Source organism: Sedimenticola selenatireducens, from assembly GCF_963675335.2.
Taxonomy (GTDB): domain Bacteria; phylum Pseudomonadota; class Gammaproteobacteria; order Chromatiales; family Chromatiaceae; genus Sedimenticola; species Sedimenticola selenatireducens.
Window position 1 is genome coordinate 979,892 of sequence record NZ_CAXXYC010000004.1, and the last position, 21,203, is coordinate 1,001,094.

A 21,203-nucleotide genomic window follows, 5' to 3' on the forward strand; every position below is an offset into this window, starting at 1 on the left:
ACCACTTTTCATTTTGCGCACAACCGGGCAATCCTGTATCTTCCGGCAGATGCCCGTGGACAAGCTTTTGATCTACTGTACCTGTCCCGACCAGACTAGCGCCGCCCGGATTGCCGGCCATCTGGTTGAACAACGACTTGCCGCCTGCGTCAGCATGACGGCACCGATAAAATCGGTCTATGTCTGGCAGGATAAGCTTGAGACGTCGGAGGAGTGGCTGTTGATAATCAAGACAACGCAAGCGCGTTATCCGGATCTGCAACAGGCCATTCTCTCCCTCCATCCCTATGAACTTCCGGAGATCATCGCGGTCCCTGTACAGCAGGGCCTGCCAGCTTATCTCCACTGGATTGATGAATGTACACAACAACAAGATTGAACCCACTGCTCCTGCTACTGATCCTGCTGCTGTTCCCGGTATTTGCCGGGGCCCAGGCGGAACCGGACTACCTGCTGCCACAGCAGGCATTCAAACTCACCGCCCAGGCCGAAGACGCTGACAATATCCGGGTAACCTGGCAGATTGTCGACGGCTACTATCTCTATCGCAGCAAGATCAAAATCACCAGCCAGACTCCTGGCATCACCCTGGGCGACGCCGAATTCCCGGCGGGAAAGATCAAGCAGGACCAATTTTTCGGTGACATGGAGGTGTACCGCAACTCGGTATCCGTCCTGATTCCCATTCAGAGGGCCGCAGATGCGGGCAGTTCGCTGGTCCTGGCCACGGTCTCCCAGGGCTGTGCCGATGCCGGCCTCTGTTACCCGCCGCAGAAGGAGAACGTCTCCATTACCCTGCCCCCGGCCGCTGCTGTCCAGGAAGCGCCGGCCGCTCCCGCGCTCTCTTCCCTGGGCAACCTGGGTCAGGCACTGGGACTGCAGGAGGAGGACGAGATACTCACTCCGGAGCAGGCCTACCAGCTCTCGGCAACGGTCGAGCAAGCAGATCGAATCCGCCTGATCTGGCAGATCGCCCCGGGCACTTATCTCTATCAGGACAAAATCAGCGTAGAGCTGAAATCCGCCGACGGCGTGCAGCTCGGCCAGATCCAACTCCCACCCGCCGAGATCAAGCAGGACGCATTACGACCCGACGGGACATTCGGCGATCTGCCGGTCTACCACAACGAGATCAATCTGCCGGTTTCACTCATCCGCAGCAACCCCGCCGCCACGGACGTCGAACTCCAGGTGGGTTATCAGGGCTGCGCCGAGGCCGGGGTCTGCTATCCGCCGATCCGCAAAACCCTGTCCCTGGCCCTGCCGGTCCTGCCGGAGGGAGTAGCCGCCTCCCCCCTGCAGCAGGCCCAGCAGGCGCTGATCGCCACCCAGACACCGGATGAGGGTGCGACAGACGCGCCCGCGGAACCCGTTTCCGAACTGGATGAGATAGCCTCTACCCTTGCCGGGGGCAGCACCTGGCTGGTGATACTGCTGTTCTTCGGCCTGGGACTGGCGCTCTCCCTGACGCCCTGCGTCTTCCCGATGATCCCGATCCTCTCCGGCATTATCGCCGGACAGGGCAGCAGCATCACCACGCGCAAGGCGTTCGTCCTCTCGGTGGTCTATGTGCTGGCCATGTCCCTGACCTACACCGCAGCCGGCGTGCTGGCGGGCCTGTTCGGACAGAATCTCCAGGCAGCCTTCCAGGACCCATGGATTCTCAGCTTCTTCGCCCTGGTGTTCGTCCTGCTGGCGCTCTCCATGTTCGGCTTCTATGAACTGCAACTGCCCAGCCGTTGGCAGAGCAAACTGGCGGAACGGAGCAACCGGCAATCCGGCGGCAGCCTGGTGGGTGTGGCGATCATGGGCTTCCTTTCCGCCCTGATCGTCGGCCCTTGCGTGGCCCCTCCCCTGGCCGGCGCACTGATCTATATCGGCCAGACCGGTGACGCCCTGCTCGGCGGCCTGGCCCTGTTTGCCCTGGCCATGGGCATGGGGGCACCGCTGATTATTATCGGCACCTCAGCCGGCAAGTACCTGCCGCGGGCCGGCAGCTGGATGGACAGGGTCAAGGCGGTCTTCGGAGTCGGCATGCTGGCGGTGGCCATCATCCTGCTGGAACGGATACTACCGGCCGAAATCGCCATGCTGCTCTGGGGCATCCTGCTGGTGGTGAGCGCCATCTATATGGGTGCCCTGCGGGAGCTGGCGGTTGAGGCGTCAGGCTGGGACCGGCTCTGGAAAGGCCTCGGCGTGGTGGTACTGGTTTACGGCACCCTGATGTTGATCGGTGCCGCGGCGGGCGGCAAGGATACCGTGCAGCCGCTGCGTGGCCTGATCGCGGCCAGCGGTAGCAGTGAGGCCGCACACCTGCAATTCAGGCGCATCAAGAATGTAACCGACCTGCAACGTGAAGTCGGGGCCGCCAGCGCCGCCGGCAAGCCAGTGATGCTCGATTTCTATGCCGACTGGTGTGTCTCCTGCAAAGAGATGGAACGCTACACCTTCAGCAACCCGAAGGTGATCGCCGCACTGGCCGATGCCGTCCTGCTGCAGGCCGACGTGACCGCCAACGATGAACAGGACGTGGCCCTGCTGCAGGGCCACTTCGGCCTGCCCGGACCACCCAGCATCATGTTCTATGGCCGGGACGGGAAAGAACGGAAAGGCTATCGCGTGGTCGGCTTTATGGGACCCGATGAGTTTTCCAGCCATGTGAGGAACGCCCTGCAATGAATATCCGTTACATCCTGACCCTCCCGCTGCTCCTGCTCAGTCTCGGCCTGCTGCTCGGTTGTGAACAGGAGCCGCCAAAAACAACGCTGACCGGTAAGGCCGAGAGTCAGATGCCTGCATTCAGTTTCCCCAACCTGGAGGGCAAGCAGCAGGCAAGCGGCCAATGGGATGGCAAGGTCCTGGTGGTGAACTACTGGGCTACCTGGTGTCCGCCTTGCCGCAAGGAGATGCCGCTGTTCATCGAGACCCAGAAGAACTACGCCGAAAAAGGGGTGCAGTTTGTCGGCATCGCCATTGATGACCCCGACATGGTGCAGGATTTTGTCGATGTCTATGACATCAATTTTCCGATCCTGATCGGCAACACCAAGGCGGTCGAGCTCTCAAACCGCATGGGCAACCGTTTCGATTCGCTCCCCTTCACCGCCATCTTCGACCGCCAGGGCAAGACCCGCTTTATCCAGGCAGGCGAGGTGCACCGCGAGGTACTGGAGAAAGAGTTACTGCCGCTGCTGTAGGCTAAAATGCGCTACACGCCCTGGCCGATTGAGGCCTCCATCACAGCCCAGCCCGGCAAGTCTTTTAATTCGCTATTAATTTTCGCCGATCTTGGCGTGATCTCCGGTAAAATCTGGACAAACTGGTTCTACTCGGTCAGAATTTGCGTTCAGTTCGATTTTATTCATCAGCAGCTTCAAATGTGCAGCAGCAGCGCGCATCACCTGTCAGGTAAACAAGCATGGCGACCATTCTGGTACTGAACGGACCCAACCTGAATCTATTAGGGACCCGGGAACCGGAGCTGTATGGCCGGGACACGCTCGCCGATATTGAAGAGCGGCTGATCCACCTCACCCAAGGCGCCGGGCATGACCTCACCTTTACCCAGAGCAATGCCGAGCATGAGCTGATCGAGCGCATCCACCGCGCCCGGGATGAGCAGATTGCCTACATCATTTTCAACCCTGCTGCCTTCACTCACACCAGCGTGGCGCTTCGTGACGCCCTGCTTGGAGTGGGCATACCCTTTATAGAAGTGCATCTCTCCAATGTCCACGCACGGGAGCCGTTTCGCAAGCACTCCTATTTTTCCGATATCGCTGAAGGCGTTATCAGCGGACTGGGGGTGCAGAGTTATGAACTCGCACTTGCCGCCGCCCTCAAGCGTCTCAGCATCTAGCCACTGAACCAGGATTTACAGTCACAATGGATATCCGAAAAGTAAAAAAACTGATCGAGCTCATCGAAGAGTCCGATGTCGCCGAGATCGAAATACACGAAGGGGAAGAGTCGGTGCGCATCAGCCGCGTCAGCTCCACCGCCCCCGTCATGAGCATGGCGGCTCCTCAGCCCCAGGTGGTTGCGGCGGCGCACCCTGCCCCGGTGCACGAGACCACGGCTGAAACCAAGCCGGAACTGACGGGGCACGCGATTCGCTCCCCCATGGTCGGCACCTTCTATCGCTCACCCACCCCCACCTCCAAACCCTTTGTCGAGGTCGGCCAGCATGTCAGCGCGGGTGAAACGCTCTGCATCATCGAAGCGATGAAGATTCTCAACCAGATCGAGTGTGACAAGTCCGGTGTAGTCACCCAGATCCTGGTGGACAACGGCCAGCCGGTGGAATACAACGAGCCCCTGTTTATTGTCGAATAAAGGCCCCTGTCGCTATGATCGAAAAAATCGTCATCGCCAATCGGGGCGAAATCGCCCTGCGTATCCTGCGGGCCTGCCGCGAACTGGGCATCAAGACCGTGGCGGTACACTCCGAGGCAGACCGGGAGTTGAAGCATGTCCGACTGGCAGATGAAACCGTCTGCATCGGCCCCGCCCCCTCTGCCGGAAGCTACCTGCAGGTCCACTCCATCATCAGTGCCGCGGAAGTAACCGATGCCGTGGCGATCCACCCCGGTTACGGCTTCCTCTCCGAGAATGCCGACTTCGCCGAACGCGTGGAAGAGAGCGGCTTCATTTTCATCGGCCCCAAACCCGAAACCATCCGCATGATGGGGGACAAGATTACCGCCATCGAGGCGATGAAGGCCGCGGGTGTGCCTTGCGTCCCGGGCTCGGACGGGCCGCTCGACAACGACGAGCGCAAGACCCTGAAAATGGCCACCGACATCGGCTATCCGGTCATTATCAAGGCGGCCGGTGGTGGTGGCGGGCGCGGCATGCGCGTGGTGCATACCGAGGCAACCCTGCTCAACGCCATCTCCCTGACCAAGGCCGAGGCGGGCGCCGCCTTCGGCAACGATACCGTCTACATGGAAAAGTATCTGGAGAATCCACGTCATGTGGAGTTTCAGGTGCTGGCGGACACCCACGGCAACGCCATCCATCTGGGTGAGCGCGACTGTTCCATGCAGCGCCGACACCAGAAGGTAGTGGAAGAGGCGCCGGCGCCGGGCATCTCCGAAGAGTTGCGCAATCGCCTGGGTGAACGCTGTGCCGAGGCGTGCCGTCGCATCGGCTACCGCGGCGCCGGCACGTTCGAATTCCTGTATGAAAACGGCGAGTTCTATTTCATCGAGATGAACACCCGGATTCAGGTCGAGCACCCGGTCACCGAGATGATCACCGGTGTCGATATCGTCAAGGAGCAGCTGCGCATCGCCGCCGGCGAAGCGCTCGCCTACCGGCAGTCCGATATCCAGATCCGTGGCCATGCCGTGGAATGCCGCATCAACGCCGAGGACCCGGACAGCTTCATGCCCAGCCCGGGTGACATCACCCATTTGCATATCCCCGGGGGTCCCGGTATTCGCGTGGACACCCACATCTACGATGGTTACCGGGTACCGCCCCACTACGACTCCATGATCGGCAAGCTGATCGCCCATGGCGAGAACCGCGCATCGGCCATCGCCCGCATGAAGACGGCGCTCTCGGAGATGGTGGTGGACGGTATCAAGACCAACATCCCGTTGCAGCAGCGGATTATGCAGGACGAGGCATTCGCCAAGGGTGGCGCCAACATTCATTACCTGGAAAAGAAACTGGGTATCTAGGAGCCGGATTACCGGCCCCGTCGACTGGAGTTGATCGTGCCCTGGATACAAGCCCATCTGATTACCAGCAAAGACCAGGCACCACTGATCGAACTGCTGTTCGAGAACCTCGGCGCCCTCTCCACCACCCTGGTGGACGCCGAGGACGAACCGCTACTGGAACCCAAGCCCGGGGAACTGCCAATCTGGCAGCAGACCCGGGTCACCGGTCTGTTTGAGTACCACATCGACAGCGATCACCTGCGCCAACGGATCAATCAGGCTCTCAACAGCGATGTCACCCGCACCCTGGAACTGGAACGGCTGGAAGACCAGGAGTGGGAGCGCGCCTGGCTGGACAACTTCCACGCCATGTCCTTCGGACAGCGCCTGTGGATCTGCCCCCAGGGCAAGCGCCCCGAGCAGCCGGATGCCGTCATCGTGGAGCTGGACCCGGGGCTCGCCTTCGGCACCGGCACCCACCCCACCACCGCGCTCTGTCTGCAATGGCTGGACCACACGCCACTGGAACAACTGGAGCTGATCGACTTCGGCTGCGGCTCGGGAATCCTCGCATTGGCAGCGCTGAAGCTGGGAGCCAAGCGGGTTTACGCCACCGATCACGACCCGCAAGCGATGCAGGCGACCACCGCCAATGCGGAGAAAAACGGCGTACTTGAGCGACTGCAACTCTGCGACAGCCAACATCCACCCACGCATCCGGTGGATCTGGTGATGGCCAATATCCTGGCCGGCACCCTGATCGAACTGAAAGATCTGCTGACCCGGCTGACCCGCCCGGGCGGCCGGATCATTCTCTCCGGCATTCTCAGCGAACAGGCGCAGATGGTCAGTGATGCCTACGCCGACGCATTCAGCATGCAGCCGCCGCGGCAGCAGGAGGAGTGGATACTGCTGGAGGGACGGCGAAAATGAGCGGAGCCGGCTGAGCGTGTACACCCAGTGCCCCCACTGCCAGACCCTTTTCCGCATCAGCGCAGAACAGCTGAAGGCGGCCGCCGGCAAGGCACACTGCTGCCGCTGCGATCAGGTATTCAGCGCCCTGGACAATCTACGTGAACCGCAAGCGGACGAGGAGTGGCCGGACTCCCGCTTCATTGATGATTTTTCCGCACAACAAAACCTGGAACTGCCGTTTGACGCCCACCCGGAGGATGACAGCCCGCAGGAGATACAGAGTAGCCTGACAGAACTGCTGCAAACATTGCAGATCACACCCGAAAACGCAGTACCCGAGCCGGACGGATTGGAGGACAACCAACTGGCGATGGACGATGAGCGTGACCCGTTTGAACCTCTCTATATCTTCAACGACCCGGAAATGGATAGCGTTCAGATCGGCCTTGATTCCCAACTCCACGACACTGTCGACTCAGCCACCGGTCCAGCGCATGAGTCGACAACCCCGGATAGCCCGGCACCAATTGAAGCAGAGCTAGCGGATACCGATACTGAACCACAATTTTCCGCAATCCGGCAGGCGCCGGCCGCCCCGATCGGCCCGGCACCCTTTGATATCCCGGATAACCTGCCTGAAATCCAGCCCACTGAAACTGTTCCCCTCTCCCTGGAGGAGACCCTGGAAAATACCGCCAATGGCAGAAGGGGGACATTCGGCTGGTCGCTGGCCATTCTCTTGCTGTCCCTGGTGGCCCTGGGTCAGTTGGGCTGGTTCGGCCGCGACCACCTGTTGCGCCACCCTGCGGGCAGACAGTTATTGGAGAGCGCCTGCAGCCTGCTACCCTGTCAACTGCCACCCCGGCACGAACCGGAAAAACTCCAGGTAGTCTCCCGCGCCATCACCAGCCACCCGGATAAGGCGGACGCCCTATTGGTGTCGCTCACTCTGCGCAATGACAGCGATTTCGCCCAGGCATGGCCGCAACTTGAGCTGAGCCTACTGGACGACAATGGCGGCCTGGTCGCCCGACGCAGCTTTCGTCCGGAGGAGTACCGCAATACGACCGGGGGCTTGCTGCAGCCAGGAATCCCCGAGACCCTGCGCCTGGAATTGGCCGATCCCGGCGACCGGGTGGTGGGCTTCCAGTTCGACTTCCACTAGCCTATTAGGCCGGGCCAACCGCTTGTCCCCCCTGGCGGATCGTCGTACCATAGCCGCCTCTCTTCGCGACCACTCCAGAATTCGGCCCTGTAACGATGCGCATTGGTCCCTACCAACTCGACAACAATCTGCTGGTTGCCCCGATGGCCGGGGTCACGGACCGTCCGTTTCGCCAGCTCTGTCGCCGTCTCGGTGCCGGCATGGCGGTCTCCGAGATGATCTCATCCGACTCGTCGTTGCGGGGTAGCCGCAAAACAGTGCGCCGGCTCGATTTCGAGGGTGAACCGGGGCCGGTCTCGGTGCAAATCCTCGGTTCAGATCCCCGGACCATGGCGGAGGCAGCGCGAATTAATGTGGGCCATGGCGCCCAGATTATCGATATCAACATGGGTTGCCCGGCCAAAAAGGTGTGCAAGGTAGCGGCCGGATCAGCGTTGTTGATGGACCCTCCCCTGGTCGGACGTATCCTGGAGGCCGTGGTCCAGGCGGTGGCGATACCGGTGACCCTGAAGATCCGCACCGGCTGGGACCCACAGAACAGAAATGGCCTGGAGATCGCACGTATCGCCGAGGCTAGCGGCGTGCAGGCGTTGGCTGTGCACGGCAGAACCCGGGCCTGCGGATTTTCGGGCCAGGCCGAGTACGACACCATTCGCCTGATCAAACAGTCCATCGCCATTCCAGTGATAGCCAATGGCGATATCGATTCACCGGAAAAAGCAAAAAAGGTGCTGGAACAGACCGGCGCCGATGCTATTATGGTCGGCAGGGCCGCCCAGGGGCGGCCCTGGATATTTCGCGAGATTGCCCACTACCTGGCAACGGGGGAAAAACATTCTCCTCCCCATCCGGAGTGGATTCGCGATATCCTATTGGAGCATCTGGGGAATCTGTACGCATTTTATGGCGAGCTTCAGGGGGTGCGTATCGCACGCAAGCATATCGCCTGGTACAGCAAGACCCAACCGGGAGGTGCGCTCTTCAGACAGCGCATTAACACAACCGACTCAACGGAAAAACAAAAAGCCCTGATCGTGGATTTTTTCGATCAGCTGGCCATAAATAAGGAGCGGGCAGCATGACGATGGATGCCTTACTGGCGCAAGAATCAAACAAGCCACACTTTTCTGTGGCCAAGAACAAGGCGACTGAACCACTGCGTGAATGCGTCAGGGATGCCCTGGCAAGCTATTTCAAACAGCTGGATGGCCACAGCGCGGCCAACATCTACCAGATGGTACTGGCAGAGGTGGAGCAACCGTTGCTCGATACAGTCATGAGTCACACCGAGGGCAACCAGACCCGGGCCGCAGAAATTCTCGGCATCAGTCGCAGCACGCTCAGGAAGAAACTGGCTCTTTACGATCTCGATTGAGCCTGTTCGAGGTTTTTAGCAAATTAACCCATAACGCGGCCCGGTGGCCGCGTTTCCATTAATCATCCAGCAACAGAGCAGGATCAGGATAATGACAGCAATCAGCCGAGCCCTCATCAGTGTCTCAGACAAATCCGGTATTGTGGAGTTTGCCCAGGCACTTCATCAGCGCGGTGTGGAGATCCTCTCCACCGGCGGCACTGCCAGCCTGTTGGCCAAACAGAATATCCCAGTCACCGAGGTCTCCGCCCATACCGGCTTTCCGGAAATGATGGACGGCCGGGTCAAGACCCTGCACCCGAAGATCCATGGCGGCATCCTTGGCCGGCGCGGTATTGATGATACGGTGATGGCAGACAACAACATCGCCCCGATCGACATGATCGTGGTCAATCTCTACCCGTTTGAGCAGACCGTGGCCAATCCGGACTGCGATCTGCCGACCGCCATCGAGAATATCGACATCGGCGGCCCCACCATGCTGCGTGCGGCGGCAAAAAACCATAAGGATGTCACCGTCATCGTGGACGCGGCAGACTATGGCCGGGTGCTGCAGGAGATGGACGCCAACAGCGGCAGCGTCACCGACGCCACCCGTTTCGACCTGGCGGTCAAGACCTTTGAGCACACCTCCAATTATGATGGCGCCATTGCCAACTATCTGGGCAGCCGACTGGCGGGCGAGACCAGCGACTTCCCACGTACCATCAACCTGCAGTATCGCCAGGTGCAGACCATGCGCTATGGCGAGAACCCGCACCAGAAAGCGGCCTTCTTTGTCGAGCGCGACCATGCGGAAGCCTGTATCGCCACCGCCCGACAACTGCAGGGCAAGGAGCTCTCCTACAACAACATCGCCGATACCGATGCCGCGCTGGAGTGCGTCAAGCAGTTCTACGAGGCGCCGGCCTGCGTCATCGTCAAGCATGCCAACCCTTGCGGCGTCGCCTTCGGCAGCGATCTGACCGACGCCTACGAGCGCGCCTTCAGCACCGATCCGGAATCGGCCTTCGGCGGTATCATCGCCGTCAACCAGACCCTGGATGCCAAAACCGCACAGGCGATTGTGGACAAGCAGTTTGTCGAGGTGATTATCGCCCCTGATGTCGCCGCCGATGCCGTGGAGATTATTGCCGCCAAAAAGAATGTGCGTCTGCTGGCCTGCGGTGAATGGAACAAGGAGTCCAGCCACCGCCTGGAGATGAAGCGGGTCAACGGCGGCATGCTGGTACAGGATGCCGATCTGCAGCTCTACAATGAACTCAAGGTGGTCAGCAAACGCGCACCCAGCGAGCAGGAGATGGAAGCGCTGCTGTTCAGCTGGCGGGTGGCCAAGTTCGTCAAGTCCAACGCCATCGTCTATTGCCGGGACGGCATGACCATCGGCGTCGGCGCCGGGCAGATGAGCCGGGTCAACTCGGCCCGCATTGCCGGCATCAAGGCCGAGCATGCGGGACTGGTGGTGCCGGGATCGGTGATGGCATCCGATGCCTTTTTCCCGTTCCGCGACGGCCTGGACAACGCCGCCGCTGCCGGTATCCGTGCGGTCATCCAGCCAGGCGGCTCGATGCGCGATGACGAGGTGATCGCGGCAGCCGATGAGCACGACATCGCCATGGTCTTCACCGGCATGCGTCACTTCCGACACTAGGCCGACACTGTCGACCATTATGAATCTGCACTCTTCGATTCAACCGCGAAGGACGCAAAGTGCGCCAAGAGATACCCTGGCTGATATTGATGTCGCTTCTCGGGTCCGTCGTCGGCCATCCCGGCAAGCGAAAAATTGGGAGCGTACAAATTCGGTGCCTTTCTTCGTGTGCTTTGCGTCCTTAGCGGTTGAAATGGGGCTTTCAGAATGAACATTCATCCAACCGCCATCGTCCATGACAGCGCCCGGCTACATGCGAGTGTCGAGGTAGGCCCCTATTCGATCATCGACGCAAATGTAGTGATCGGCGAGGGCTGCCGGATCGAGAGTAGCGTGCGCATCTTTCAGGACACCCGGCTGGGCCGGGACAACCGGGTGTGCCACGGGGCGCTGCTCGGTTGCGAGCCACAGGACCTGGGCTTTGCCCCGGAAAAGAGTCGCCCCCTGCTGATCGGCGATCACAATCATTTCCGCGAAGGCGTCAACATCAGCCGTGGGGTGAAGACGGAGGGGGGCTCGCAGATCGGTGACCACAACTATTTCATGTGCGGCTTCCATGCCGGACACGACTGCCGTCTCGGCAGTCACAATATTTTTGGTCCCAACAGCGCCATTGCCGGGCATGTGGAACTGGGCGAGCGGATCTTCATCTCCGGCCTCGTGGCCATTCATCAATTCTGTTTTATCGGCGACTACGCCATGATCGCCGGCTGCGCCAAGGTGGTGAAGGACATCCCGCCCTATGTCACCTGCGACGGCAATCCGGCCCGGGTGATAGGTCTCAATACCGTCGGGTTACGACGGGCTGGCATGCCGTCGGCAAACCGGGCCGCCATCAAGCAGACTTACAAGATTCTCTATCACTCCGGTCTGAATACCAGCCAGGCACTGGCACAGCTGAAGCAGGAAAATTCCACTCCGGAAAGCGCCAATATCATCCGCTTTTTCGAACAGAGCGACCGGGGCGTCACGGCACACCGCTAAACTCAGACCGGTGCAAGATCATCTATAGATATTAAAAACGCAGGGCAAACCAACATGAACATCCTGATTATCGGCGGCGGTGGTCGCGAACATGCACTGGCCTGGAAGGCCGCCCAGTCCCCCCTGGCGGAGAAGATATTCCTGGCGCCAGGCAATGCCGGCACAGCGCTGGAACCCGGTATGGAGAATGTGCCGATCGGCGTGGAGGAGATAGACGCCCTGCTGGAATTTGCCAGGTCAAAGCAGATCGGTCTGACCATCGTCGGCCCGGAGGCCCCCCTGGTACTGGGCGTGGTGGACGCTTTCACCGCCGCCGGCCTGAAGTGCTTCGGTCCCACCCAGGGCGCTGCTCAACTGGAAGGATCGAAAGCCTTCACCAAGGATTTCCTGGCACGCCACCGGATCCCCACCGCGGCCTATGGCAACTTCACCGAGATAGGGCCGGCACTGGAATACCTGCACCGGGTCGGCGTGCCCATTGTCATCAAGGCCGATGGCCTGGCGGCCGGCAAAGGGGTGATCATCGCCCACGAAATGACCGAAGCCGAGGCCACTGTGCGCGACATGCTCTCGGGCAACAGCTTCGGTGAAGCGGGTCACCGGGTGGTGATTGAGGAGTTTCTCACCGGCGAAGAGGCCAGCTTCATCGTCATGGTGGATGGCCAGCACATACTGCCCATGGCCAGTTCCCAGGACCACAAGGCGCGGGATAATGGCGACAAAGGCCCCAACACGGGCGGCATGGGCGCCTACTCTCCGGCCCCGGTGGTCACCCCCGAGATGCACGACCGCATCATGAACGAAGTGATCCGGCCGACCGTGGAAGGCATGGCTGCTGAAGGACTCCCCTATACCGGTTTCCTCTATGCCGGCGTCATGATCAATGCCGACGGCGTACCCAAGGTACTGGAGTACAACTGCCGCTTCGGCGACCCGGAGACCCAGCCGATCATGTTGCGCATGAAATCCGATCTGGTGGCCCACTGCCTGGCTGCGCTGGATGGCAAGCTGGACACGCAACAGACCGAGTGGGATGAACGTGCCGCCCTCGGCGTGGTACTGGCAGCCGGAGGCTATCCGGACAGCTATCAAAAGGGCGATATCATCAGTGGTCTGCCAACCGTCCCTGTCGAAGGAGAAAAGGTATTCCATGCCGGTACCGCCGAAAAGGACGGCGCGGTGATCACCGCCGGTGGGCGGGTGCTCTGTGCCACCGCGCTGGGCAACAGCGTCGCCGAGGCGCAGGCACGCGCCTACGACCTGGTCGGAGCGATCCACTGGAATAACCTCTACTACCGTACCGACATTGGTTACCGGGCGGTGGCACGGGAGCAGGAGTGATCAAGCAATCCGGACCAACAACCCCCGGCACCGACACCCAAAAATGAACGGCTCTTCCGTCCCCGTTACCCGTTGCATGAGAGATAGAGCTCTCGTAGGGGCGCACATACCCGACTTGACTCACTCAAGATAATACCCGCAGACCATGCTGTTGGAGCAGAATCTAGATATTAGCCAGTGACTTGGTTATATTCAGATACCTACTAAATTCCTACTGGCGCTATCAGGATGTGGCTATTGAGTGAAACTACCTCACGGATACGGACCGTTTCAGAGAAGTGGGCGAGCACGCAACTACCCAGCTCGTTAGTGGTACTGGTATCGGGGGTAATCCTGACGCTGATCCTTTACCTGCAGGTGCATGATGAGGAACACATCTCCATGCAGCGGGAGCTGGCGAGCTGGGCGGAGGAGCATGCGACTGCCTTACAGGCAGGGATCGATGCCAGTATCCAGATTGTCGACTCACTGCACCGCCTGCATGCCGCTTCCAAAAATATCGATCCACAGGAGTTTCAAGCTTTCGTCGCACCGGCTCTAACCAAAACCCCCCAACTGCAGGCTTTGCTGTGGATACCACGGATCAGTCATGCGGAACGCGAGACCTTCGAGCAGGCCGCACGGGCGACCGGACTACGCGGCTTTCAGATTATCGATCGCACGGCCAGCGGGACAGCCCCGGCAATGGTGCGTACTGAATATTACCCGATTCACTATATCGCGCCCCTGACGGGTAATGAGGCGGCACTTGGTCTCGACATCGCCTCCCAGCCACTCAGGGTGCCACTGCTGGCATCTGCGCGGGACAGCGGTGAATTGCTCTTTTCCGAACCGTTTACACCAGCGCAGAATACGAACGGCCAACTCACCATCGCGGTTCATGTCCCGGTCTACCAGAGCGAGCCATCGCAGATGACCATTGCACAGCGGCGCGAGTCACTGCGCGGTTTCATGACTGGTCTGTTTCGCATAGAGGATCTGGTTGAGGAGGCAATGTCCGGGATGACTCACACGGGGCTTGATTTCGAGCTGTATGACGCTACCGTACCGCAGGATCGAATCAGGTTGTACCGTCAGTTCTCCCGGCCAACCGATGACACCGGGGCCGACCGGCAGCGGCTACAACAACAGGTACCCCTGGAGGTGCCGGGGAGAAGCTGGGTACTGCATTTCTACGCCACACCCGAGTTTCTGGAACGCTATCACAGCCATACCTCCGATATCCTGCTGGCGGTGGGGCTGCTGTTTTCCACGATAACCAGCCTGTACCTGTTCGTCGTATTGCGACGCAAGGCAGAGATGGCCCAACTGGCTAATGAGCTCACCTTTAGCAACCGCTCTCTCGAGGCCTCTGGAAGGCGTCTAGCTGACCTGATCGAAGCGGCGCCCATGGCTATCATGGTCGTAGATCATGAAGGGAAGCTGACGAACTGGAACCCAGCCGCCGAGAAGATTTTTGGATGGAACCGGGACGAAGTGCTCGGCAGCTTCCCACCCCACATGCAGGCCAATGATGCCAAACATTACCAGCCAGTCGGGGAAGGGGAAACGGTTATGGGCATTGAGGGCCTGCGCCTACGCAAAGATGGCTCCAAGGTCTATATACGCGCCTCCGGCGCACCCTTGCTAAATGCCAATAGTGAGGTGACCGGTATGATTGCCCTGATCGAGGACCGGAGTGATTTTTATCACACCCGGCAAGCGTTAGAGTGGCGTGACGCCATCCTCATTGCACTACAGCGGGTGGCCCGGCTGTTGCTGCAGACCGAGCGCTATGCACCGGCCATGTCCGAGGTACTGCAGGTACTGGGAGAGGCAACCCGGGTAGATCGGGTATACCTGTTCAGAAATCACACCGCGAATGATGGCAGCTTGCTCGCCAGCCAGCTCCACGAGTGGTGCGCAAAAGACATTACCCCGCAGATCGACAACCCCGAACTGCAGAACTTGTCCTATCTGGAGGCCGGCCTGGCCCGTTGGGTCACCCTGCTGCAGGCTGGCGAGGTGGTTCTGGGGGATATTGCTGACTTTCCGGAAACCGAGCAGGCACTGCTCAGATCACAGGACATCCTGTCCCTGTTGGTGGTGCCGATCCGGGTGGATAACAACTGGTGGGGTATGATCGGTTTCGACTGCTGTACCCAACGGGACTGGGATCCGGAACAGGTCCACCTGCTGCAGATCGCGGCCGATAGCCTCGGTGCCGCTATTCGCCGTGAGGATTATGAACAGCGGCTACGTCAAGCGGCACTGGTGTTCGATAATACTGTGGAGGGCGTCACCATTACCGACGCTAAAGGGTTAATTCTGGACGTCAACCGAGCCTACACTGAGATCACCGGTTACAGTCGCGAAGAGGCCATTGGCCACAAACCCAGTCTCATCAAGTCCGATCGGCACGATGCCGATTTCTATCGCTCCATGTGGGCGGTGCTACTGCGCGATGGCCTATGGAGTAACGAGATTTGGGATCGACGAAAAAATGGCGAGGTGTTCCCGGCGCGCCTGACCATTAGCGCCGTACCTAGCCCAGGGGGTAAACCCTCACACTACGTGGGCGTGCTCTCTGACCTGACAGCGCTACGCAGTACCGAGGACCGGCTGGACTATCTGGCACATCATGACCCGTTGACCGACCTGCCCAACCGGCGACTACTTCAGTTGCAACTGCAACAAGCCATTCACCATGCCAAATTCAGCAGCGCACCGATGGCTCTGCTGTTACTCGATATAGACCACTTCAAGGATGTCAACGACAGTCTCGGCCACCTGGTGGGCGATGAGTTGCTCAAGTCATTTGCCAGCCGACTGTTGGAGGAGTCGCCGGATCAGGGCTTCGTGGCACGGGTAGGTGGCGATGAGTTTGCTGTCCTGCTGGAGCACATCAGCGGTGCGCAACAAGCTGCGGAGGTCGCACAGAATCTGTTGAGCAACGCCAATCTGCCATTCACTATCAGCGGTCAGGAACTGTTCGCCAATACTAGCATCGGTATCAGCCTCTACCCCGAGAACGGCATTGATGCCGAGGTTTTACTCCGCAACGCCGATACCGCCATGCACCGTGCCAAGGATCTTGGCCGGGCTCGCTACCAGTTCTACACCCAGGACCTCACCAATCGCGCCTACGAGCGCATGTCACTGTTAGCCCAATTGCGGCGTGGTGTGGATAAAGAACAGTTTCAGCTGCACTACCAGCCACAGATCCATCTGCAGACAGGACGGATTATCGGGGCCGAAGCACTGGTCAGGTGGGAACACCCAGAGCTGGGTATGGTCTCACCGGCCGACTTCATCCCTCTGGCGGAGGAGTCCGGGCTCATCATCCCTCTCGGCGAGTGGGTGCTCCGGACGGCCTGCAAGCAGGCAGTAAGCTGGTGTGCCGGTGATTCCGGTTTCCGGCGCATCGCCGTCAACGTCGCCGGCCCTCAGGTACGTCCCGAATTTATCCGCAGTGTGCAAGCGGCTCTGGCGGAAACCGGACTCTCTCCTGCCTGTCTTGAGCTGGAGGTGACGGAAGGTTTTATCATGGGACATGCTGACGATGCGATTGATCTACTGACAGCACTGAAGTCTCTCGACGTGAAACTCGCTATCGACGACTTTGGTACCGGTTACTCCTCACTTAGCTATCTGAAGCGTATGCCTATCGACAAACTGAAGATCGACCAGTCATTCGTGCGCGGCATACCCAACGCCGAAGATGAAGCGATCGCATGTGCGATTATCGCTCTCGGTAAAAGCCTCGGCTTGAGTGTCATCGCCGAAGGTATCGAGACGGCGCAGCAACGTGATTTTTTACATGCCCAGCAGTGTGACCAAGGGCAAGGTTTCCTTTACAGTAGACCGGTTCCTGCCGATGCATTTGTGGCATTGCTCAGGGAACAGGATGTAATAACTTAGGGCAACACACGCACATCTCTTCATCGCCAATTGAAATGAAAATCCCTTGTCAAAAAGCCGGGAATATCCAAACAGTCCCGTTCCAGTCATGAAGAAAAACTCAGCCTGAAAGACTTATCCCCAACCGCAGCCTATGTGGTTGATAACCGCGGCAGCAGCCGCTGTTCAATCAACTGCCCCAGCCCGGCCAGTTCTGGATAGCGACCGGCCACTTCGACGATATAACCCAGGGTCCGGGGAATATCCCCCAGGTAACCCGGCTTGCCGTCGCGGTGATTGAGGCGGGCAAATATGCCGCTCGCCTTCAGATGCCGCTGCACGCCCATCAGGTCGAACCAGCGCAGGAACTGCGCCTCATGCGGCGGCTGTAACACACCCGATTGGACCGCCAGCTCAAAATACCCCATCGCCCACTCTTGCACCCGTGGTGTCGGCCAGGCGATATAACAATCCTTGAGTAGCGAGACCAGGTCATAGGTCACCGGCCCTGCCACCGCATCCTGAAAATCGAGTATCCCGGGACTGGGCGATGCGCTGACCAACAGATTGCGACTGTGATAATCCCGATGTACACAGGCCCGGGGCTGCTCCAAAGCGCTGGCAACCAACAGGTCAAAACAGCCTGCCAGCATCGTCTGCTCGCTATCGTCCAGTTCCAGACCGAGATGACGACCCAGCAGCCAGTCGGGAAACAGCGCCATCTCCCGCCGCAGCAACGCCTCATCGTAGAGCGGCAGACTCTCGCGTGGCCCCACCGACTGAATCACCGCCAGGGCAGCCAGGGCGTCACCATAGAGCCGGTCCACGGTTTCACCGTTCAACCGGTCCAGGTAGTGAACCGTGCCCAGATCCTCCAGCAGGATAAAGCCCTGCAGCGGATCGGCGGCATGGATTATCGGCACATGCAAACCGACCGCGCCCAGCTGTTCGGCAATGCGCAGAAACGGTGCACAATCTTCCTGTTCGGGCGGGGCATCCATGGCAATCCGGGTGCCACCGTCGGCCAGGGTAATGCGGAAATAGCGACGAAAACTGGCATCATCCGAAGCCGGCTCAATGCGGAAATCCCGCAGACCGACCCGTTCAGTCAACCATTGGATCAGGGCTTGTTCTCTCTTGGGCATCACCGGTTCCGTACTGCAGCGGGCCATCCTTCACACTCACCCAGGCATGCAGAACGGAGTGTTGAAGCAGTTGCGGCCATTGAAGAAAAAGCGATTCTATGCGATTTTATGCGGTTGTTGCCATGGCTTCTCGTATGAGAGACGCTGGAGCGGACCGCCAGGGGCGGCGGTACAGGGTACGATAAGGCGGAAAAGGCCCGTACCGACCCAACCAATCAAAAACAATTAGAGAATTGCCGTGCCTGGAATACGAAGGATGCTACCGCTTGCCATCAGTGGATTGCTGTTGGTCCCTACCGCCCAAGCCGCGTCAAAATGGGATTGTCGCGCATCCAGTAACGGCGGTTGGGAGTGTTTTCAGGACGGTGAGCCCGTTCCATCAGAGCCGGTTAGCCAGGAAAAAACTGCCCCAGGGACCCCGGATAGCGGCGATGTACCCGGGCCAGATGCCGACCAGGCCGGCGCCGTCACCCGGCCCTTGGCAGAGACACCCGCACCTGTAGCCGAGCCCGAGCCGGTGGCTGAACCCGAGCCGGTGGCTGAACCCGAGCCGGTCGCTGAACCTGAGCCGGTCGCTGAGCCCGAGCCGGTCGCTGAGCCTGAGCCGGTCGCTGAGCCTGAGCCGGTCGCTGAGCCCGAGCCGGTCGCTGAGCCCGAGCCGGTCGCTGAGCCCGAGCCGGTCGCTGAGCCCGAGCCGGTCGCTGAGCCCGAGCCGGTCGCTGAGCCCGAGCCGGTCGCTGAGCCCGAGCCGGTCGCTGAACCTGAGCCGGTCGCTGAGCCCGAGCCGGTCGCTGAACCTGAGCCGGTCGCTGAACCCGAGCCGGTCACTGAGCCGGCCGTCGAACAACCGCCAGCAGTCACCCCACCCCATTCCACAGCGACCGCGAGCAGTGCCGCGGCACGTATCGACCGTGGTCTCAACTGGAATCAGTGCGGCACCAGAGGCGCTTCCGGCGTGGGGACTATTATGCCGGTCACAGACTATGACACCCGAATCGAGGCGGATGCAGCCGACCTTTACCGCCGTGAAGACCGCACGGAGTTTTTTGGCAATGTGCAGATTGAACAGGGCAATGATCGACTGGAGGCAGACCACGCCACTTACCTGAAGGGGGCCAATACCCTGGATGCGGACGGCAATGTCTACCTGGAACAGCCAGGACTGCGCGTCACCGGCAGCACCATGCATTACAACCTGGAATCCAAGCAGGGCACTGCGACGCAGACCGAGTTCCGCCTGACCGATCCGGTAGCACGGGGCACCGCCAGCACGGCGGAGCTGCTGAACGCGGATCAATCGCGCTACGACGACGTCCGCTACACCACCTGTCCACCGGGAAACAATGGCTGGCAAGTGGAAGCGAAGGAACTGGAGATCGACCAATCGACTGGCGTGGGGGTGGCCCACAACGCCAAGCTGCGCTTCAAAGGCGTACCCTTTATCTATCTCCCCTACGTCAGCTTTCCGATCGACGACCGGAGAAAGTCCGGTTTTCTGCCGCCCACCATCGGCAGCTCCACGAATTCCGGGGCAGATATCGCCATCCCCTACTATTTCAATATCGCGCCCAATATGGATGCCACCTTCACGCCCCGCATCATGAGCAAGCGCGGTATCCTGCTGGGGGGTGAATTCCGCTATCTGACGGAAAACAACCAGGGAGAGATCCGCGCGGAACTGCTGCCGAGCGACAGCGAACAGGGGCCCGGAGAGAGCGATACCCGCGGCGCGGCCAACATGCTGCTGAACGGGACCCCGGCGCCGCGTTGGAGCTACGATATCAACCTCAATTACGTCTCCGATAACGATTACATCGATGACCTGGGCAACAGCCTGGCGGCCACCAGCGCAAAACACCAGGAGCGGCGCGGCGACATACGCTACTACGGCAGTGGCTGGAGCTTCCTCGGCCGCGCCCAGCAGTACCAGACCATCGACAACACCATTGCCGTCAGTGATCGCCCCTACAGCCGACTTCCCCAGCTGCTGCTTAATCTGGAGAGGCCGGATCAGGCAATGGGTCTGACCTACCACCTCCGTACCGAATATGTCCATTTCGGCCACAGCTTGGATAGCAAGGTGAAGGGCGAGCGGTTCGATCTGCAGCCCGGCATCAGCCTGCCCATGCGCCGTCCCTGGGGCTTCCTGACACCGAAGCTGAGCCTGCGCCACACCCGCTACAGCCTGGAGAATCAGACGGCCGGGTTGAGTGACAGTCCAGACCGCACCCTGCCGACATTCAGCCTGGATAGCGGGCTCTATTTTGACCGTGCCGGCAACTGGTTTGGCAATGCCATTACCCATACGCTGGAGCCGCGTCTGTTCTATCTCTATATCCCGGAAGAGGATCAGAGTGATCTGCCGGATTTCGATACAGCCGATCTGGACTTCAGCTTTGCCAATCTGTTCCGGGAGAACCGATTCAGTGGCACCGACAAGGTGGGTGACGCCAACCAGTTGACCACCGCCCTTACTACCCGCGGCCTGAGTACCACAACCGGCGAGGAACTCTTCCGTGCCAGTATCGGTCAGATATTCTACTTCAGGGACCGGGATGTGCAGCTCCTCTCCAGTGGAGCCGTCACCAACGAGGACAGCTCATCGATTGTCGCCGAGGTGTCCGCCAAGCTGACCCGGAACTGGCGCGCCCAGGCCGGCGTACAGTGGAACCCGCACGCCGACGTCGACGCCACGGAGAAAAACGCCTTCGGCATCCACTACCTGGATGATAAACAGCGTATTCTGAACCTGACTTATCGCTTTACCGATGGGACAATCGAGCAGACCGACCTTTCGGCACGCTGGCCGATCACCCACCAGCTGCATGCCGTCGGACGCTGGAACTACTCGCTGCTGCATAAAAAGAGCATGGAGACCTTTGCCGGTATCGAGTATGAAAGCTGCTGCTGGGTCAGCCGCTTTGTCGTCCGCGACTACCGCTCCGACGCCAATGCCGAGGGTAACCTTGCGCTGTTCCTGCAACTGGAGCTGAAGGGGCTTACCAGCCTCGGTGACAAGATTGATCAATTCCTGGAACGCGGTATCCTGGGCTATCGCACTGACAACTGACTGACA

General features: G+C 59.9%; 18 protein-coding genes. 16 read left to right on the top strand and 2 right to left on the bottom strand.

What is annotated here, in order from left to right; translation table 11 throughout:
• Positions 1-49 precede the first annotated feature (49 nt).
• The 15 genes from cutA (at position 50) to ACHZBF_RS15835 (ending at position 17,003) form a co-directional block, all read left to right on the top strand.
• Complete coding sequence (gene cutA / locus ACHZBF_RS15765) at positions 50-379, top strand: divalent-cation tolerance protein CutA (RefSeq protein ID WP_321528955.1); 330 nt, start codon at positions 50-52, stop codon at positions 377-379.
• Positions 358-2,679 carry a protein-disulfide reductase DsbD gene (locus ACHZBF_RS15770; RefSeq protein WP_321528956.1) on the top strand — a complete coding sequence of 774 codons (2,322 nt, stop codon included), beginning with the start codon at positions 358-360 and terminating at the stop codon, positions 2,677-2,679. The genes cutA and ACHZBF_RS15770 overlap by 22 nt, the downstream gene beginning before the upstream one ends.
• Positions 2,676-3,197 (top strand): TlpA family protein disulfide reductase, encoded by a 522-nt coding sequence (locus tag ACHZBF_RS15775; RefSeq protein ID WP_321528957.1) that lies wholly within the window; start codon positions 2,676-2,678, stop codon positions 3,195-3,197. Before ACHZBF_RS15770 ends, ACHZBF_RS15775 begins: the two co-directional genes overlap by 4 nt.
• Before the next feature lie 6 nt (positions 3,198-3,203).
• Positions 3,204-3,440: a hypothetical protein gene (locus tag ACHZBF_RS15780; protein WP_321528958.1), complete on the top strand. Its 237-nt coding sequence runs from the start codon at positions 3,204-3,206 to the stop codon at positions 3,438-3,440.
• Positions 3,419-3,859: a type II 3-dehydroquinate dehydratase gene (gene aroQ / locus ACHZBF_RS15785; protein WP_029134754.1), complete on the top strand. Its 441-nt coding sequence runs from the start codon at positions 3,419-3,421 to the stop codon at positions 3,857-3,859. Before ACHZBF_RS15780 ends, aroQ begins: the two co-directional genes overlap by 22 nt.
• Before the next feature lie 26 nt (positions 3,860-3,885).
• Entirely contained in the window at positions 3,886-4,335 is a 450-nt protein-coding gene (accB, locus tag ACHZBF_RS15790) for an acetyl-CoA carboxylase biotin carboxyl carrier protein (RefSeq protein WP_029134753.1), read from the top strand.
• Positions 4,336-4,349: 14 nt separating this feature from the next.
• The gene (gene accC, locus ACHZBF_RS15795) at positions 4,350-5,690 is read left to right on the top strand and encodes an acetyl-CoA carboxylase biotin carboxylase subunit (protein ID WP_029134752.1); all 1,341 of its coding nucleotides are present in this window, start codon (positions 4,350-4,352) and stop codon (positions 5,688-5,690) included.
• Positions 5,691-5,726: 36 nt separating this feature from the next.
• Positions 5,727-6,605: a 50S ribosomal protein L11 methyltransferase gene (prmA, locus tag ACHZBF_RS15800; RefSeq protein ID WP_321528959.1), complete on the top strand. Its 879-nt coding sequence runs from the start codon at positions 5,727-5,729 to the stop codon at positions 6,603-6,605.
• Positions 6,606-6,621: 16 nt separating this feature from the next.
• A complete protein-coding gene (locus ACHZBF_RS15805; RefSeq protein WP_321528960.1) occupies positions 6,622-7,752 on the top strand; it encodes a DUF3426 domain-containing protein in 1,131 nt (376 codons plus the stop codon).
• 95 nt (positions 7,753-7,847) lie between these two features.
• The gene (gene dusB, locus ACHZBF_RS15810) at positions 7,848-8,834 is read left to right on the top strand and encodes a tRNA dihydrouridine synthase DusB (RefSeq protein ID WP_321528961.1); all 987 of its coding nucleotides are present in this window, start codon (positions 7,848-7,850) and stop codon (positions 8,832-8,834) included.
• A complete protein-coding gene (fis, locus tag ACHZBF_RS15815; protein WP_029134749.1) occupies positions 8,831-9,127 on the top strand; it encodes a DNA-binding transcriptional regulator Fis in 297 nt (98 codons plus the stop codon). The genes dusB and fis overlap by 4 nt, the downstream gene beginning before the upstream one ends.
• A gap of 91 nt (positions 9,128-9,218) precedes the next feature.
• A complete protein-coding gene (gene purH / locus ACHZBF_RS15820; RefSeq protein ID WP_321528962.1) occupies positions 9,219-10,778 on the top strand; it encodes a bifunctional phosphoribosylaminoimidazolecarboxamide formyltransferase/IMP cyclohydrolase in 1,560 nt (519 codons plus the stop codon).
• Positions 10,779-10,985: 207 nt separating this feature from the next.
• Positions 10,986-11,762, top strand: a complete 777-nt coding sequence (gene lpxA, locus ACHZBF_RS15825) for an acyl-ACP--UDP-N-acetylglucosamine O-acyltransferase (RefSeq protein ID WP_029134747.1) — start codon at positions 10,986-10,988, stop codon at positions 11,760-11,762.
• A gap of 54 nt (positions 11,763-11,816) precedes the next feature.
• Positions 11,817-13,103 (top strand): phosphoribosylamine--glycine ligase, encoded by a 1,287-nt coding sequence (gene purD, locus ACHZBF_RS15830; protein ID WP_321528963.1) that lies wholly within the window; start codon positions 11,817-11,819, stop codon positions 13,101-13,103.
• A gap of 237 nt (positions 13,104-13,340) precedes the next feature.
• Complete coding sequence (locus ACHZBF_RS15835; RefSeq protein ID WP_321528964.1) at positions 13,341-17,003, top strand: bifunctional diguanylate cyclase/phosphodiesterase; 3,663 nt, start codon at positions 13,341-13,343, stop codon at positions 17,001-17,003.
• Positions 17,004-17,134: 131 nt separating this feature from the next.
• Here ACHZBF_RS15835 and ACHZBF_RS15840 read toward each other — a convergent pair whose 3' ends face one another.
• A complete protein-coding gene (locus tag ACHZBF_RS15840) occupies positions 17,135-18,127 on the bottom strand; it encodes an aminoglycoside phosphotransferase family protein (RefSeq protein ID WP_321528965.1) in 993 nt (330 codons plus the stop codon).
• Positions 18,128-18,506: 379 nt separating this feature from the next.
• Entirely contained in the window at positions 18,507-18,974 is a 468-nt protein-coding gene (locus ACHZBF_RS15845; RefSeq protein WP_321528966.1) for a hypothetical protein, read from the bottom strand.
• Positions 18,975-19,094: 120 nt separating this feature from the next.
• On the opposite strand from ACHZBF_RS15845, the gene ACHZBF_RS15850 reads away from it, so the two are divergent.
• Positions 19,095-21,197 (top strand): LPS-assembly protein LptD, encoded by a 2,103-nt coding sequence (locus tag ACHZBF_RS15850; protein WP_321528967.1) that lies wholly within the window; start codon positions 19,095-19,097, stop codon positions 21,195-21,197.
• The last annotated feature ends 6 nt before the right edge of the window (positions 21,198-21,203 follow it).